Origin of the sequence: Desulfofustis glycolicus DSM 9705, from assembly GCF_900130015.1 — a bacterium.
Lineage (GTDB): Bacteria > Desulfobacterota > Desulfobulbia > Desulfobulbales > Desulfocapsaceae > Desulfofustis > Desulfofustis glycolicus.
This window is the reverse complement of sequence record NZ_FQXS01000050.1, coordinates 1-15,050: the sequence shown is the minus strand read 5'-3', so window position 1 is coordinate 15,050 and position 15,050 is coordinate 1. Positions and strand designations below refer to the sequence as shown.

Below are 15,050 nucleotides of genomic sequence, written 5' to 3'. Positions count from 1 at the left end.
CCCCTGTTCCGCTACGCTCCACAGGGGTTCCATCAATCGCGGAGTCAGCACCAGAAGTATCGGCAGAAGCTAAACCGGGGCAGCGCCGACCCGCTGCACGTGACGTTGAATGTCTAGCTTAAACCCAGTGGATTTCTGTCTTGACTCAGGGGTCCACTTCAGTTCGAGAAAGCCCTTGTTCTCGAGCATGTCACAGATTCGGCTAACATTTGATGCTGAGAAGCTTGAAGGCTTGTTCTGGATGTGCCTATACCTCGATTTGTCGAGGAAGACACTGATTGCCTCGTCCTCAGCGACTGCCAGATTGTTCATTATCGTGTCGAAGGTGGCTCGATGCTTACGTGTGCCGCCTAAAGGATAGCACTCGTGGTAGAATCCATCGATCCATGAAGAGTCTGACGAGGTGAGCCACAGATTAAATCGCCGTCGCTCTGGGAAAGGGGCGAGGGGTGCGTTGCTGTGGTGATCAAATGCTTCGTCTGCCTGATAGTTCTGCTGCTGGTTCGTGTTTCTCATGATGGTGTGAAGGTGGTTAAGGTTTATCAATTATGGTTCTCGTTGAACGATCAACGGAACCGCTTACTGAACGATACGACTTGTAAACCAGAGGTGGATGGACTGCATGTTCCCCGTGGAGGAGACAGAGTAGAGATGGAATACTGTCATGGACCGTAAGTCAGGATTGTCGTGATACACCTGGCTCAGGCGTTATATACTTATCTCTATGTTATTGTGTGGTATCTAGGGGCTAGCTAGGGCATTCTAAGGTCTTCTATCGTCTCCTATAGCTTGCTATAAGTAGTATAGACCTACCACAACACCTTCAATAGTCACCCTTCTTGAGGCCTATGTTTGCTAGGTTTGCGAGGGTGCCCTGGTCAAAGTGAAACGATTCTTGAGAGCAGCCAGGAAATCTAGCCAACTATTACATAAAAGTTAGCGAGTAGATATTTGGTTATTATCATGAGAGATCAGCGTGTTACGCTGACCGTCCTTGTTGATCTTTGGATTTGCTGGTTGATACAAGCTAAGATACATGGTAATTAGCATAAAACTTAGCGAGATATCAACCAAGCAAAAGACAAGGAGCTGACATGGATATAAAGAACCCGAACCATCCCAAAAAAGGCGACCAGATCAGAGTTGAACCGCTTAAAGAACTTCAGGATATCGCGTTCATCAAACGGTCTCTCAAAGACAAACCTCGCGATTATTGCCTGTTCGTGTTCGGCATCAATACGAACTTGCGTGCCTCTGACTTGCTACGGATTACTGTTGGTGAAGTCAAAGGATGTGAGCCGGGTGATGAACTGGTGCTCAAGGAGAAGAAGACGGGCAAGCTTAGAAGGATTACTCTGAATAGGGCCGTCACGGATGCCGTTAGGCTGTACCTGGAGTCACCCCAAGGGCAAGACCTTGGTGACGACGACAAGCTCTTCACGGGCCAACGAGGACCGTTGACGGTGCCGTCTGTCAACCGCCTTGTGAAGCAATGGTGCAAGGATGCCAGAATCAGAGGCAACTTCGGCAGTCACACATTACGAAAGACATTCGGCTATCATCAGCGGGTGCAGCGGAATACCTCGGTACCGGAACTTATGGCAATGTTCAACCATTCATCACAGAAGCAGACCTTAGACTACCTGTGTATTCAGGCCGACGAAATTAGAAATGCCTACATGGAGCTTTGCCTATAACATTTACGGCTATCGAGGCTAAGTCTGCTCGTTAGCAATACATGATCTTTGGTTAATTAGTGATTCCCTTAACGGTGCCACATATCTTATGCATATGTAATCATAGCATATATTTTGCCTACATTTTGACCCGAAATCGTTGTTTGGTTTCGCCTTGAGAGCGAGACAGAGCACCTGCAGGGGGGAAGGGCGTTAGGCGCTGATAAAGGTATGGCCTCACATTTTTGGGTCAAAATCGAGTACCACACTCATCCTTGTGTCCATGGATCGTTGCTCGTCTTTGTTGTGTGACGACGGAAGGGCTTTCAAAGCACTCTTGTTTTCCCTTAACGTGCGCCCATATTTTATAGTTTCGTTATCATTGATAATTCAACACGCTCATTTTGGCGTGATCGCTAATCGGAAAGCTTTGATATCTGAACTCATAGCGATGCTCGATCATTCATCACAAAACAGACTCTAGACTACCTATGTATCCAGGCTGACGAGATCCGGAATGCATACCTTGAGCTTTGCCTGTGACAGCCTTATGTCGGATGGGGGTTCCGTTGCCTAGGGCGAACCAACAGGTGCCTCATAGTCGGGGATTCTCGGCCTTTGAGTATCGGACTCTCCCTTAACGTGCGCCCCGATTCTATGTGCCCGTAACAATGAGAGATCTTCTGGACCAGTTAGAGCAAGAATTTATGCTCTACTCTTGAGAGCAAGGCGGGCATAGCTACGGGGGGAAGATCGTTTGGCGCTTATAGGGGTATGCCCTCACATTTTTGGGTCAAAACTCTGAAGAGCGTGGGAATGCCATAAACGCGCCTACGTATTCCCTTAACGGAGCCACCGATTCTATTGTTCTGATATTACAGATAATCGATGACATGTTGAATTGGATTAATATGAGGCCTGAAAGTTTGTCTTTTTAGAGTAACACCAAGGCTATAAGTCAATGTTTTCTAGGACTAAAAGCCTTGTGTTGCCCCTGAGATCACGGTATTCTGGGATAGGGTGTTTCTCAAAAGAATCGGGATAACATTCAGTTAATCGTTGTTTTTGTGGTTGTTGGGCGCGGTTAGCGAAACCGTTGTGCAGTGTCTTTGGCGAATAATAAGACAAATGATCCTAGCGGTGCTGGTTCTGCCATTATGGAGGTCATGGAATGGATATCGATCAATCATCTTTTGTTCTGAATGTTACTTCGAGAATAGAGTTAAAGCCATCTGATCCTGAAGATTATCTCACGGAGAATAATGTAGATATACTTGAAATTATAAATAATGCTGGAGACACAGAGGTAGTTGGAAAAGTACGATTCTATAAAAGTGCTAACCTTTATGCGGTAGAGTTCTCTCTATACGATATTCTTGATACAAGCCAAGAACTCACTGAATTATTGGATTTATTTGATTTTGAAGATGGGCCATCAAAAGCATTTTCAGAAAAAGTAGGGCTAGACATCCATTTCTCGCATATCTTGTATCTCTGTGCGATTGAAATATTACCAGAATACAGGAAGATAGGGTTGGCGGAGTTGGTTACTCAGCGGATAATTGATACTTTTGTGGAAGATGAAGGAACGGTTCTCGTCCTATTAAAGGCTCACCCGATGACCTGCACATTATGGAGTGACTCTCAAGGGGATGATTCAGGCAACTGGTCAAACCGCATGGAATATATGAAGATGCCTAAAGACAAGAATGAGGCTCAAAAGAAACTTTACCAGAAATATCATAGTAAGTTAGGTTTTGAATGGACAGGTGTTGGAAATATAATGTACCGTCTGAGACAATAATGACGTTGATTAAGTAGGGATAGATCTTTATCCACAACCTTTATCCACCAGAGAGTTGGGCGAGATTGGGAGATTCAGAAATATCAATACTTTGGTGCAGTTAAGGGGAGCCATAGCCGGACCTAGGTTCGTTTCCCGCCGCCTCCACCAAGTAGTTGATATTATTGAGGAAATAGTAAATCCTCAGACTGAAAGCCCATCTTTATCCACTCTCATTATCCACAAGGTAATGACCGAGGGGGTTAAGAATGGGCTTTTCTGTTTCACAATCGCTGTACATGTACCAGAGTCCTTCCGGGTACATCTTCCGCTTACGTGACAAAAACACACGGACGCCCGTTGGACGAAGAAGAGCGGTAAAGCGTTCTTTGGTTACAAGAACCATGTCAGTATCGATGTCGGTCACAAGTTTATCCGCAGCTACAAGTCACCGATCCCGGTGTCCATGACAGCCAGATGTTTACCGAGTTGCTTGACCCGGACAATACCAGCAAGGATGTCTGGGCCGATTCCGCCTACCGTTCGGAAGAATCGTTGCAGGAGCTGCAAGCCCAAGGCTTTCGCGAACAGCTGCAACGCGAGGCCTGCTGCCATAAGAAACTGACAGCCAGAGAGCAACAAGGCAACCGGAGCAGAGCGAAAATCCGCAGCCGTGTCGAACATGTCTTCGAGGTGATAGCCATGCGTACCGGCAGTACGCTGATGCGGGGTATTGGTATCGTTAGAATCAGGGCAAAGATCGGCTTGCGCAATTTGGCCTACAATGTGAGCCGTTTAGTACTGCTGGTCGCCGCTTAACAGGAGACGTGCGCTCGCAGAACGAAAAAGACGCACACCGGCTCCCATAGGAGCGGTAAGTGAGATCAAAATGGCAGGAAATCGACTCATAACCGGCATATTTTGACGAAAAACGGTGTTCTTGAGGGCAGATTTTTATGGTTCAACAACGATTTCTTTTAAAATAGCATTATTCAAGGTGCGCTAAATTATGCCGAACCGTTGTTTTAAGTTCGTGCCCCCACCTCCAGCAGAAACCGCTAGGCCTGTACGGAGCTATTTTTTCAGTTCACTTGGATGATACTAAAGGTGAAGCGGCAAGGTGGAACCTCAACACATAGCCAAGCCAGATGTCGTTCGGGCGGATTTTGGATATCTGCCATGAAAAATCAACAATATGAAGGTTGGTTGCCGCAAAAACATTCTCGATGTCCTGTTTCGACCACAGTGTGAAAATGCGGCCTTCAGCGGCACAGGACGTACCTTTTCCTTCCTTTACGGTAATAGAGAGCATTCCCCCGGAGTTGAGGGCCTGACAGGTTGAAACGATGATTGCGGGGAGGGCTTCCGGAGAGACGTGAACTAAGGAGCCTACAAAAATAAGAGCCGAAGAGTGCAATGTTGAGAAGTTGAAGTGATTGAAGTCACCTTCCAAGACAGGGCAGTTGGAGTGCTTTCGGGCCAGTTTGGCCAGGCTGGGTGATTGTTCGAACCCGGTTGGCCGGAAACCTCGCCTGGCAAGCCAGAGCAGGTCTCTGCCCGAACCACAGCCTATATCCAGGATAGTTGCCTGTGGTGGTAATAGCCTGGCAAGAGGTTCCAGGAAGGGTCATGACAAGCGGGATGATGTTATCAACGATGAAGCCCGGCAGATTCTGAAAACAGACAGACTCCAGGAATCAGATGCGGAATTCCTGATTGCAGTCGGAAAGATAGATGAAGCCGAAAAGTTCCTCCTCAAACGTGCTGACCAGCTTGATGGTAACCATTACGGCAGTCTGCTCTCATTAGCCGAAACGATGGAGGCAGAAAACCGCCACTTTGTCACCAGCCTGATCTACCGCAGCCTGCTTATCTCTATTCTGGAGCGTGGTTACACCAAAGCTTTTCCCCATGGTATCAGCTGTTTGGAAAAACTGGACAAACTGGCGGCAAGCGTTGCCGACTGGAAAGGATTTAATCATCACGAAGCTTTCAAAGAGCAGATCATTCAGGCCCATGGCCGAAAACGAAGTTTCTGGTCAAAGTATGTGGGGTGATATGAAAAAGGAGTTTAACAACCACCAGCGAACAATATTTACTGATAAGAAAATTGCGACATATCGCGTCAGAGTATTGCGACAAATTGCGACATGGGTTGCGACATGACTTGTTTCAGACTTGAGTTTGCAGAATGAATCACGAGGTATTCGAGCGGGAATCGAACCCACGTCCGTTCTCTGTTTTGGGGAAAATGTAGAGAATTGCATTCTCAGCTGCTGGCGTTATAAGAATAGAGGTCATTTAAAGAGCTTTTGGCCAAACTGGTGTGGCTGAGCGGCTTGCGCTGGGCGATTGAGCAATGTTTCGAAGAAATCAAAATCGAACTTGGCATGGACCAGTATGAGGTGGGTAAATTTCCAGACTGGCACCACCAAATACTGACCTGCACGCTTGGTCATTACTTTTTCTGGCACCTCAAGATCAGATTGGAGAAAACAGTACCAGTTATTACGCCCTCGCAGCTGAGGGTTTTGCTCAAAGCGATATTGCCCATGCGTGCGTTCGACATTGATATGGCTATTTCTCTGGTGCAGTGGGTCCAGGTCCGGAACCACTGATCTTACCTTTCGCATCGGAGAAAGAGGTTGCGCATGATGGCAAACAGTCAACATGTGTCGTTGTAGGGTTAACCAAAGGATCAAATTACTATGGAACAAACGAATGCCAAAAATCGACGTATCGTCCTTGCTTCTCGGCCGAAAGGTGCGCCTACTCAGGAGAATTTTCGTCTAGAAGAAGTCGCAAAACCTGTGCCGAGTGAGGGAGAGGTCTTGCTGCGCAGCATCTACCTGTCGCTTGATCCTTATATGCGCGGCCGGATGAGTGATGCTCCGTCCTACGCTCCGCCTGTCGATATTGATGCAGTCATGGTGGGCGGCACTGTTTGCCAAATCGAAGATTCTCGCAACCCTGAATTTGAAAAAGGCGAGTGGGTTCTCAGTTACAGCGGCTGGCAGCTCTATGCAGTATCAGATGGTTCCGATCTTACCAAGCTGGGAAAAAATCCTACAAACCCATCATTTGCTCTCGGCATTCTGGGAATGCCAGGATTTACCGCCTATATGGGGCTTCTCGACATTGGCAGACCAAAACAAGAAGACACCCTGGTTGTGGCAGCTGCAACTGGCCCTGTTGGTTCAACCGTGGGACAGATCGGAAAAATAAAAGGCTGTCGCCGAGTGGTTGGCGTTGCCGGTGGACAAGAAAAATGCAGCTATGCCAAAGAAACTCTTGGTTTTGATGAGTGTCTTGATCACAAAGCCCCTGATTTTGCAGATCAGCTCAAAATGGCCTGTCCGGACGGCATTGACATTTACTACGAAAATGTTGGCGGAAAGGTATTTGATGCTGTGTTGCCGTTACTTAATGTCGGCGCCAGGATTCCTGTGTGCGGACTTGTCTCACGATACAATGCAACCAAACTCCCGGATGGACCTGATCGTTTATCACTTCTCATGGGAACAATTTTAGTCAAACGCATCAAAGTCCAGGGTTTTATCATTTTCGATGATTATGGCCATCGTTATGATGAGTTCGCCCAAGACATGACGGAAATGCTGAAAACTGGAAAAATCCATTATCGCGAACAGATTGTTGAACATCTGGAGAGTGCTCCGGAAGCGTTTATCGGCATGCTGGAAGGCAAAAATTTTGGAAAGCTTGTAATCAAAGTTAACAGCGAGCAACAATAATTTTGGAGGTCAATTTGGGTACTTATTACATGTACAAGATCATTCATCTTGCTGGGATTTTTTTTGTTTTCAGCGCCCTTGGTGGTCACATGTTCAGGGCGGCGATTGGTAGCAAAGAAGACAATCCGCTGCCAAAGTTTATTGGTATGTTTCACAAGGTTGGTCTCGCGCTGGTGTTGCTTGCCGGTATCGGTTTATTGACGGACCTGGGGCAAATCGATACGTTCTTTTGGGTCATTGCCAAGTTTTTTATATTGGCGATGCTGGCAATATGGCCACTGTATCTAGATGGCGCCAAGGAGAAGCTGCCCTGGTTGGGGGCCGCCGCGGTCCTCCTTGGAGTGGTGGCTGCATTTTTTGCGTTGTATAAGCCTTTTTAAAAAAAGAAAACCGAACTTCGCTCAAGAAAAGGCGGATATCGGTAAGAGCCGTCTGTCTGCACACCACCACATGCTGTGAAGGTAAATTGCAGAACGTGACGCACACATCTTCCGCGCGTCGTGTTAGTTTGCCCAAACAGTCGTCGGTTTTTACTGCTGAGGCTGATGGACACATTATTCCCTTTTTGAATATGCCCGAGCGGGGGGCGGACGTGAGGAAGCTGTCGATGCGTGATTGCACGGCCGCATGGTGGCTGAAGGTTTCGGTAAGTGCCAGGAGGATGCCGATATGCCCGACATCATCAATCAGTGCGAGCTCCGCTCGGTTGCCGCAGCCGGTTGCTTTTTCCTGCAGTTCTATGGAGTTTTCCGGCACGACAATGGTGTCGTCACGGCCGTGTAGGAGCAGCAGCGGGGGAGCGTCGGTGCAGGCGAAGGTGATCGGGCGGGCCTGGTCGGGGGCGGCCAGATTGTTGAATATTGGGCGGGTCCGCCGGTATGCGAGAGGGTCGAAGGCGTAGGGGCCGGCGAGACCGATCATGCCGATGAGCCGTGTGTCGGGGCTTGCTGCCCGCAGATATGAATCATCAAGGGCCAGCAGGGCGGCGATGTGGGCTCCGGCGGAATGGCCGATGAGCACGATACCTTTTTCGGCCTCTGGCACCTGGGCCCGCACCCAGGCGAGTGCTACCGCGCCGTCTTCGACGAACTCAGGAAGCCGGACCTGCGGGTAGAGACGGTAGTCGGGAATGCCGGTGACGTAGCCGTTCGCCGAAAGATTGTAACCAACATAGCGGTAATCTCCCCGGTCACCTCGGCGCCAACTGCCGCCGTAGAAAAAGACCAGCACCGGCGAGTCGGCGAGTACCGTGTCAGGACGGTAGATGTCGAGCAGCTGCCGGTCTTCGTTCCCGTACCGCTCGCCCTCCTGGAGGCTGGTACCGTCGTCGGGCGCCAGGGAGTTGAGCACCGTGCTTGGCGAACAGCCGCTGAAGAGCAGTATCGATATGGCGAGCAAAAAGAGCGGCCACTGTCGAGATCTTCTGTGTGTCAGCCGACGTGCCATGCCCGGGCCGGGTTCAGGCCGCCGTGTCGGCGGAGCCGGTGTTTCGGTCGAGAATCTTACCATATGCTTCCTCTGTTATCGGATAGTTCCGCATGTTGAGCAGGGCCATGATCTTGAAGATGATACAGGGGATGCCGTAGAGATAAGCGAGCGCGGTCAGCGCCACCGGGTCGTTGTCGGCCCCGGCCGCAAAGCCGAACAGGTCGAGCAGCGGGAACGCGATACCGATGGCCAGTGCATAGGCCAGCTTAGTGAAAGTGGCCCAGACGGCGAACAGGAGGCCGGGGCGTCGGTAGCCGTTGCTGGCGGCATCCCACTCGACCAGATCGCCGTTCATCGCTGTCGGCTGATCGTCTGGCACCAGGAAGAGAAGAAGGCCGGCGATAGCCAGGGTAGCGATGACCAGCCAGGAGATGATCTGCAGGGTTGTGCCCAGATCGTCGGAGCCGTGCTGACCGATGATTGCCGGCACAAGGAGAGCCGCCATGGTGCCGGCAAGGCCGAACGCCGTGCGGGTGCCGGTTATGGTGCTCCGTTTTCGGTAATCAGGCGAAAGTTCCGATCCCCAGGCATTCATCGGGATGATGGCCATGGTCCCGGCGATATAGATGACCATGGCCCAAAGCAGGAGATATCCGATGCCGTTGTCCGGATCAGGAGTGAACAGCATCCAGGTTGAGAGGCAGATAATCGGCACGCTGGCGACGATCTAGATTCGCCTTCTGCCCAGGTGCTGCGGAGTCTTGTCGGAGAGAAAGCCGATAAGGGGGTCGGTGACGGTATCCCAGAGCCTGGCGAGCAGCATGACGAAACCGATTGTCGACAGGCTCATCGCTGTGGTTTCAGCGTAATGCGTCGGCACCAGGACCTGCAGGGCGATGAAGGCTGCAGCCAGAGGAAAGGCAAGGAAACCGTATGCTGCAAGCGCAGTCTTCCCCGGCTTTCGTAAGGCGTTGGAGTGCGTGGACATGTGCAGTGTTCCTGTAAGTGAGCGGGTTGCCCGGGTCCGGCGGCAGTTGTCAAAACACGTTGTGGCATCGAGGAAACGTCACCCCCACCCCGTTCTACAAAGATTGCCTCTCTTTTCTCGATGGCAAGGTATTTCCCGTTCGCGGTGATGATTTTTGGCCGAACTCATTCAGTGCGGAGCGGGTGATCTCGGTTTTCTGTTTGGGTCGTTTGGTGATATGCTTTATCTGTTGAACAGGTGTTGGTGACGACTCTCTCTTGATGGATTGACCCATGTCTCTACCAGAACGATTTAGTGCTGGGGATACAATCCACAGAACGGGGCGGGGTGCAGCACAATTGAAGGAAAGGTAGTAGGCGTGAGATTGATTATCAAATGAGGCTGAGGACAGGCTACAGCATGTGGCGATGGTAAAAGTAGAGAAACCGCAAACTTTGAACCAGATAGCTCAGCTGACGCTGGAGGAACACCCGCACAAGACAGGTTACTGAGGGCAAAGGAGTTGGGCTTTTAGTGAGACGCTGAACGTAAGGCCCCAGTTGTCCTTGCATGGGGAGCGAAAGATAACAACGAGAAAAGGATGTCATGACACGGCAACGAGCGATAAAAATGAGACTGCAACGGACGCCGACCCTGGAGGGGGCAGGGGTCCATCTTCACCGGGTATTCGGTTTTAACGAGGCGCCTGGACTTGATCCATTTCTGCTGCTCGATGATTTCAGTTCGGATACCCCCGAGCACTATCGCAGGGGGTTTCCCTGGCATCCTCATCGGGGTATCGAGACAATCACCTATTTGACCAGGGGAGAGGTAGAGCATGGTGACGGCCTTGGCAACCGGGGCGTTATTGCCTCGGGTGATGTCCAGTGGATGACTGCCGGCAGCGGCATTATCCATCAGGAGATGCCGAAAGGGGATGATCAGGGGCGGATGTACGGGTTTCAGCTGTGGGCCAATCTGTCTGCGGCGCAGAAAATGATGGCGCCGCGCTATCGCGGCATCACAGCGGAACAGATTCCCGATGTTGTCCTGGAGGACGGCATAACGGTTCGGGTGATTGCCGGATCGATCGCTGGAACCCGGGGCCCGGTTGACGACATCGTCATCGACCCGGAATATTTCGACTGTGCGGTGCCCGCCGGCCAGACATTTGTTCACCAGACGAAACCGGGGTATACGGCGTTTATCTATGTAATCGAGGGCACCGGCAAAACCGACGGGGAAACACTTGAAAGCGGAACGCTGGTTCTGTTCGACGAGGGCGACTATCTGTCCGTCAGTGCAGACGGTCGTTCCCTGAGGTTCTTGTTGTTGACCGGGAAACCGCTTGGCGAGCCGGTGGCCTGGCGAGGCCCGATTGTCATGAATACCACGGAAGAGCTGGAACTGGCCTTCCGTGAGTACCAGGCAGGGACATTTATCAAGCACGAGTAACGAACCTGATCGGTGAGGTTGGTGCGGGAGCGACCGACCCGATCTGCCATTGTGTATTGGCCGAGTTGTGACAAGCTGTGACGGATCTATGACAAAAGGGAACCTTGAAAAATTGTCATTTCGCCAGATCTCATCGTCGCGTGAACAAATAAGGGCAGTCGTTTCCAGTCGACTTTTTTCCGGAACCGAACCGGCGTCCGAAGGTTTGATCATAAGGAGTTTACAACGCCGTGCTCCAGCGGCGGATGAACACCGCCACCTCGGCCTTGTCGATCTCACTCCGGGCGACCGATAGTACCATCTCGGCAAGGTCGTCCTCCGGAGCGTCTAGGTCGTGACCGTTCAGGAGCAGAAAGACCAGTGCCGCCACCACGCCGACTCGTTTGTTGCCGTCGAGGAAGGGATGGTTTTTGACCAGGTGAAAGAGATAGGCGGTGGCCATCTCATACACATCGGTGTGCAGGAACTCTCCGCCGTAGGTCGCCATGGGGATGCCGAGTGCCGATGTAAGCAGCTCGATATCCCGGATGCCGGCCGTGCCGCCGTAACGTGAAGTCTGATCCCGATGGATTTCAAGAACCTCGGTGAGGCTCAGAAACTTCAACGCCTACTCCGCCAGCTTCTTGAGTGCTTTGGGGTAGCGGGCATTAATCTTGTCGAGGGCGGCGGAGAACGCTTTGCTGCGGCCACTATCCTTGATGGGTGAAAGAATCAGAACCTGCCCGTCGGTGGTGACATCAAAGGGTGTCTCGGCATCGGCCCCGAGCAGTTCCAGGATTGGCTTTTCGATCACCAGCGCCAGGCTGTTGCCGTGCCTGGTCAGGTTTTTGATCATGTCTATCTCCAAGGGTGTTTGTTGATGCATCGTAGATACAATGTTAAACCCTATCTGCGATTCGGTCAAGACGGTTATTCGTGATCCGGCAGGAAACGGCATCCCGATAAGAAAATCAGCTTTTATCGCCGCATCTGCAAGAGACAACCTCAAGCCAGACAACATCTGTCTATTTTCGTCTCTGTTTGAATTGCCGGTCCACCGGCTTTATAATTACCAACATGGACAGAGTAAATTTTCTCCATATCGGAACGTGCAGCTGGAAATACGACTCATGGCGGGGGATTGTCTATCCTGAGAGCGGTGCGGTCAACTACCTTCATGAATACGGTAAACACTACTCAACAGTCGAGGTAGATCAATGGTTTTGGTCGCTCTTTTCCGGTAACAAGGTCGTTTTACCCAAGCGTTCTGTAATCGCAGAATATGCGGCCTCGATTCCCGATGATTTCGTTTTCGGCATCAAGGTTCCCAACAGCATCACCCTGACCCATCACTACAGCAAGGGGAAGAAAGGCCCGCTCTTGCCCAACCCACATTTCTTGTCCATCAATCTGATGCAGCAGTTCTTGAAAGCGATCGAGCCGCTCGGAAAACACATCGGTCCGCTCATCTTCCAATTTGAATATCTCAACAAGACGAAGATGTCCGGCTTGGATGAGTTCCTTTCCGTGTTCGGTGAATTTGCCGATCACTTGCCGGGTGGTTTCATCTATTGTCTTGAGACGCGCAACAGGAACTATCTTCAGTCCCGATACTTTGAATTACTGGTAAAGCACGACGTATACCATGTGTTCTTGCATGGCTATTACATGCCACCGATCTTTGAAGTTTACGATCAGTTCAGAGAGAGCATCAACGATCTGACGATAATCAGATTACTTGGTTCCGACCGGCAGGAAATAGAGAAACAGACCGATGAGGACTGGAGCCGCATCGTCGCTCCCAAAGATGAGGAAATATCGCGGTTGGCATCGATGGTGGCCGATCTTCGAGTGCGCCAGGTCGAGACGTATCTCTATGTGAATAACCACTTTGAAGGGTCAGCACCTCGGACGATTGCCAGGATTGAAAAAGCTCTGAACGGCAGCTGACGTATCACCATCAGCTCTGCTATGCCTGTTCCCACCGCTTCCGTTGATAGTCGCCGACGGTCTCCCCATGGAGTGGCTGCCGTTGTTCCCCGTGAAGTTGATGGTGTTGCCTGTCGTTCGGCGGCTTCAAGGGCGGGGGCTTGAAGTGCCGGCGGCTAGCTGCGTCTCATCCTGCGCGGTTTGATCATCAGCTCCGGAAGAAGTTGTTCATCGAGCTCTTCCTTGGTCAGCAGCCCCTGTTCCAGCACGAGCTCGTAAACGCCCCGGTTGGTCGCCAGTGCTTCTTCGGCGAGGCGGGTGCAGCAGTCATACCCGAGAAGCGGATTGAGGGCGGTGACGATGCCGATGCTGTTTTTTACCAGGTCCCGACAGTGTTTTTCATTGGCGGTAATGCCGTCGATACACCGGTATTTCAGGGTCCGCATGCCGTTGACGAGCATTTCCAGTGATTCAAAAATACTCTGCACGATCACCGGTTCCATGACGTTGAGCTCGAGTTGTCCGGCTTCTGCTGCCAGCGTTACGGTAAGGTCGTTGCCGATCACTTTGAAAGCGATCTGGTTGACGACCTCGGGGATGACCGGATTGACTTTCCCGGGCATGATGGAAGACCCCGGTTGTCGCGGTGGCAGGTTGATCTCGTTGAGTCCGGTACGTGGGCCAGAAGAAAGCAGGCGCAGATCGTTACAGATCTTCGAGAGTTTCACCGCCAATCGTTTCAGCGCCGATGAATACATGACGAAAGCGCCGGTATCCTGTGTCGCCTCGACCATGTTTTTCGATTTTTTCAGGTCCAGGCCGGTAATTCGGCGCAGGTGATCTATCGCCTTGTCGGTGTAGTCGGGGTCGGAATTGATACCAGTGCCGATTGCCGTTGCCCCCATGTTCAGTTCCAGGAAGAGATCGACATTCTGACTCAGCCGTGCGACTTCCTCGTCGAGCGTTTCGGCGTACGCTTCGAACGATTGGCCGAGCGTCATCGGCACTGCGTCCTGCAACTGGGTCCGCCCCATTTTGATAATAGTTGCGAACTCTCTGCCTTTGTCGCGGAAGCTGGCGACCAGTTCCAGCAGTACGGCAATGACTGCGGCGTTGCTCCTGATCAACGCAATCTTGACGGCACTGGGGTACACATCGTTCGTCGATTGCGAAAGATTGACGTGGTTATTGGGATGACAGTGCTCATAACGGCCATGCGGGAAGCCCATGATTGCCAGAGCCCGGTTGGCGATCACCTCATTGGCGTTCATGTTGGTCGAAGTGCCCGCCCCACCCTGGATCATGTCTACCAGAAAATGGTTATGAAACTTTCCCTTGATGATCTCCTTACAGGCCTGGCAGATTGCCGCACTCACCGGTTCCGGCAGCAGGCCGAGCTCAGTGTTGGCCCTGGCTGCGCCAAGTTTGACCATCGCTAAAGAGACAATCAGCTCCGGGAAAAAGGAGAGGGTTATCCCGCTGATATTGAAATTCTCAAGGGCTCGCAACGTCTGAATGCCGTAGAGGTACTCTACGGGAACCTCGCGATGCCCGAGCAAATCGTGTTCGGTTCGAGTGCTCCCGGTTTCATATTGGGCGGCAACCGTTGTTGTCTTGCAATTATAGGTATGCCGCAAACGACGCGATACTACCCTGATTATGTTTGAAAATATCTTGGCCGTGGCGGAAGGGCTGATCTGAAAAAACGATGAGTCGACAGCGAGTACCGTCGTTTCGGTGGTGGCCCTGAAGTGGACCCCTGAGTCAAGACAGAAATCCACTGGGTTTAAGCTAGACATTCAACGTCACGTGCAGCGGGTCGGCGCTGCCCCGGTTTAGCTTCTGCCGATACTTCTGGTGCTGACTCCGCGATTGATGGAACCCCTGTGGAGCGTAGCGGAACAGGGGTTCCATCAATCGCGCGTGGGTATTTATTCACAATCACTGCTCCACCGCCCATCGCGGTCTTATATACGACATCAGGTGTCTTTTGCCCCAACGACTGATGAGGGCGTTCGCCGTTATAAAAGCTGAAATACTCGGCCAGGCCGACCGTCAAGTCGATCATCGTGGCATAGCCC

At 51.4% G+C, this 15,050-nt stretch carries 14 protein-coding genes and 2 pseudogenes; 8 read left to right on the top strand and 8 right to left on the bottom strand.

What is annotated here, in order from left to right; genetic code table 11:
- Positions 1-1,094: 1,094 nt before the first annotated feature.
- From BUC26_RS21550 to BUC26_RS21540, 3 genes are all read left to right on the top strand, one after another.
- A complete protein-coding gene (locus tag BUC26_RS21550) occupies positions 1,095-1,697 on the top strand; it encodes a tyrosine-type recombinase/integrase (protein WP_073379361.1) in 603 nt (200 codons plus the stop codon).
- 1,150 nt (positions 1,698-2,847) lie between these two features.
- Positions 2,848-3,480 (top strand): hypothetical protein, encoded by a 633-nt coding sequence (locus BUC26_RS21545; protein WP_073379359.1) that lies wholly within the window; start codon positions 2,848-2,850, stop codon positions 3,478-3,480.
- Between the two features lie 456 nt (positions 3,481-3,936).
- Complete coding sequence (locus BUC26_RS21540) at positions 3,937-4,278, top strand: transposase (protein ID WP_073379357.1); 342 nt, start codon at positions 3,937-3,939, stop codon at positions 4,276-4,278.
- Positions 4,279-4,546: 268 nt separating this feature from the next.
- On the opposite strand, the gene BUC26_RS21535 is transcribed toward BUC26_RS21540, so the two are convergent.
- The gene (locus tag BUC26_RS21535) at positions 4,547-5,032 is read right to left on the bottom strand and encodes a class I SAM-dependent methyltransferase (RefSeq protein WP_244155929.1); all 486 of its coding nucleotides are present in this window, start codon (positions 5,030-5,032) and stop codon (positions 4,547-4,549) included.
- Here BUC26_RS21535 and BUC26_RS21530 point away from each other — a divergent pair.
- The 3 genes from BUC26_RS21530 to BUC26_RS21520 all read left to right on the top strand — a co-directional run bounded on the left by BUC26_RS21530 (position 4,944) and on the right by BUC26_RS21520 (position 7,211).
- Positions 4,944-5,516 (top strand): DUF6880 family protein, encoded by a 573-nt coding sequence (locus tag BUC26_RS21530; RefSeq protein WP_244155927.1) that lies wholly within the window; start codon positions 4,944-4,946, stop codon positions 5,514-5,516. The two genes, BUC26_RS21535 and BUC26_RS21530, sit on opposite strands and share 89 nt — an antisense overlap.
- 255 nt (positions 5,517-5,771) lie before the next feature.
- Positions 5,772-6,077: a hypothetical protein gene (locus BUC26_RS21525; RefSeq protein ID WP_073379353.1), complete on the top strand. Its 306-nt coding sequence runs from the start codon at positions 5,772-5,774 to the stop codon at positions 6,075-6,077.
- 90 nt (positions 6,078-6,167) lie between these two features.
- Positions 6,168-7,211: an NADP-dependent oxidoreductase gene (locus BUC26_RS21520; protein ID WP_073379351.1), complete on the top strand. Its 1,044-nt coding sequence runs from the start codon at positions 6,168-6,170 to the stop codon at positions 7,209-7,211.
- Between the two features lie 249 nt (positions 7,212-7,460).
- Here BUC26_RS21520 and BUC26_RS21515 read toward each other — a convergent pair whose 3' ends face one another.
- The 3 genes and pseudogenes from BUC26_RS21515 to BUC26_RS24305 all read right to left on the bottom strand — a co-directional run.
- A complete protein-coding gene (locus tag BUC26_RS21515; protein WP_073379349.1) occupies positions 7,461-8,657 on the bottom strand; it encodes an alpha/beta hydrolase in 1,197 nt (398 codons plus the stop codon).
- Positions 8,658-8,670: 13 nt separating this feature from the next.
- Positions 8,671-9,057: an MFS transporter gene (locus BUC26_RS21510; protein WP_279626323.1), complete on the bottom strand. Its 387-nt coding sequence runs from the start codon at positions 9,055-9,057 to the stop codon at positions 8,671-8,673.
- 18 nt (positions 9,058-9,075) lie between these two features.
- Positions 9,076-9,627: pseudogene (locus tag BUC26_RS24305) on the bottom strand (MFS transporter); the annotation flags it as partial.
- A gap of 585 nt (positions 9,628-10,212) precedes the next feature.
- Between BUC26_RS24305 and BUC26_RS21500 the strand changes: the two are divergent.
- Complete coding sequence (locus BUC26_RS21500; RefSeq protein WP_073379342.1) at positions 10,213-11,061, top strand: pirin family protein; 849 nt, start codon at positions 10,213-10,215, stop codon at positions 11,059-11,061.
- Between the two features lie 220 nt (positions 11,062-11,281).
- On the opposite strand, the gene BUC26_RS21495 is transcribed toward BUC26_RS21500, so the two are convergent.
- Positions 11,282-11,665, bottom strand: a complete 384-nt coding sequence (locus tag BUC26_RS21495; RefSeq protein WP_073379340.1) for a type II toxin-antitoxin system death-on-curing family toxin — start codon at positions 11,663-11,665, stop codon at positions 11,282-11,284.
- 3 nt (positions 11,666-11,668) lie between these two features.
- Positions 11,669-11,896, bottom strand: coding sequence for an AbrB/MazE/SpoVT family DNA-binding domain-containing protein (locus BUC26_RS21490; RefSeq protein ID WP_073379339.1), 228 nt, complete (start codon positions 11,894-11,896; stop codon positions 11,669-11,671).
- Between the two features lie 221 nt (positions 11,897-12,117).
- Between BUC26_RS21490 and BUC26_RS21485 the strand changes: the two genes are divergently transcribed.
- Complete coding sequence (locus tag BUC26_RS21485) at positions 12,118-12,990, top strand: DUF72 domain-containing protein (protein WP_073379337.1); 873 nt, start codon at positions 12,118-12,120, stop codon at positions 12,988-12,990.
- Between the two features lie 155 nt (positions 12,991-13,145).
- On the opposite strand, the gene aspA is transcribed toward BUC26_RS21485, so the two are convergent.
- Both aspA and BUC26_RS24300 read right to left on the bottom strand, forming a co-directional pair.
- Positions 13,146-14,768 carry an aspartate ammonia-lyase gene (gene aspA, locus BUC26_RS21480; protein WP_084540841.1) on the bottom strand — a complete coding sequence of 541 codons (1,623 nt, stop codon included), beginning with the start codon at positions 14,766-14,768 and terminating at the stop codon, positions 13,146-13,148.
- Between the two features lie 128 nt (positions 14,769-14,896).
- Positions 14,897-15,050, bottom strand: a pseudogene (locus tag BUC26_RS24300) (integrase core domain-containing protein); the annotation flags it as partial.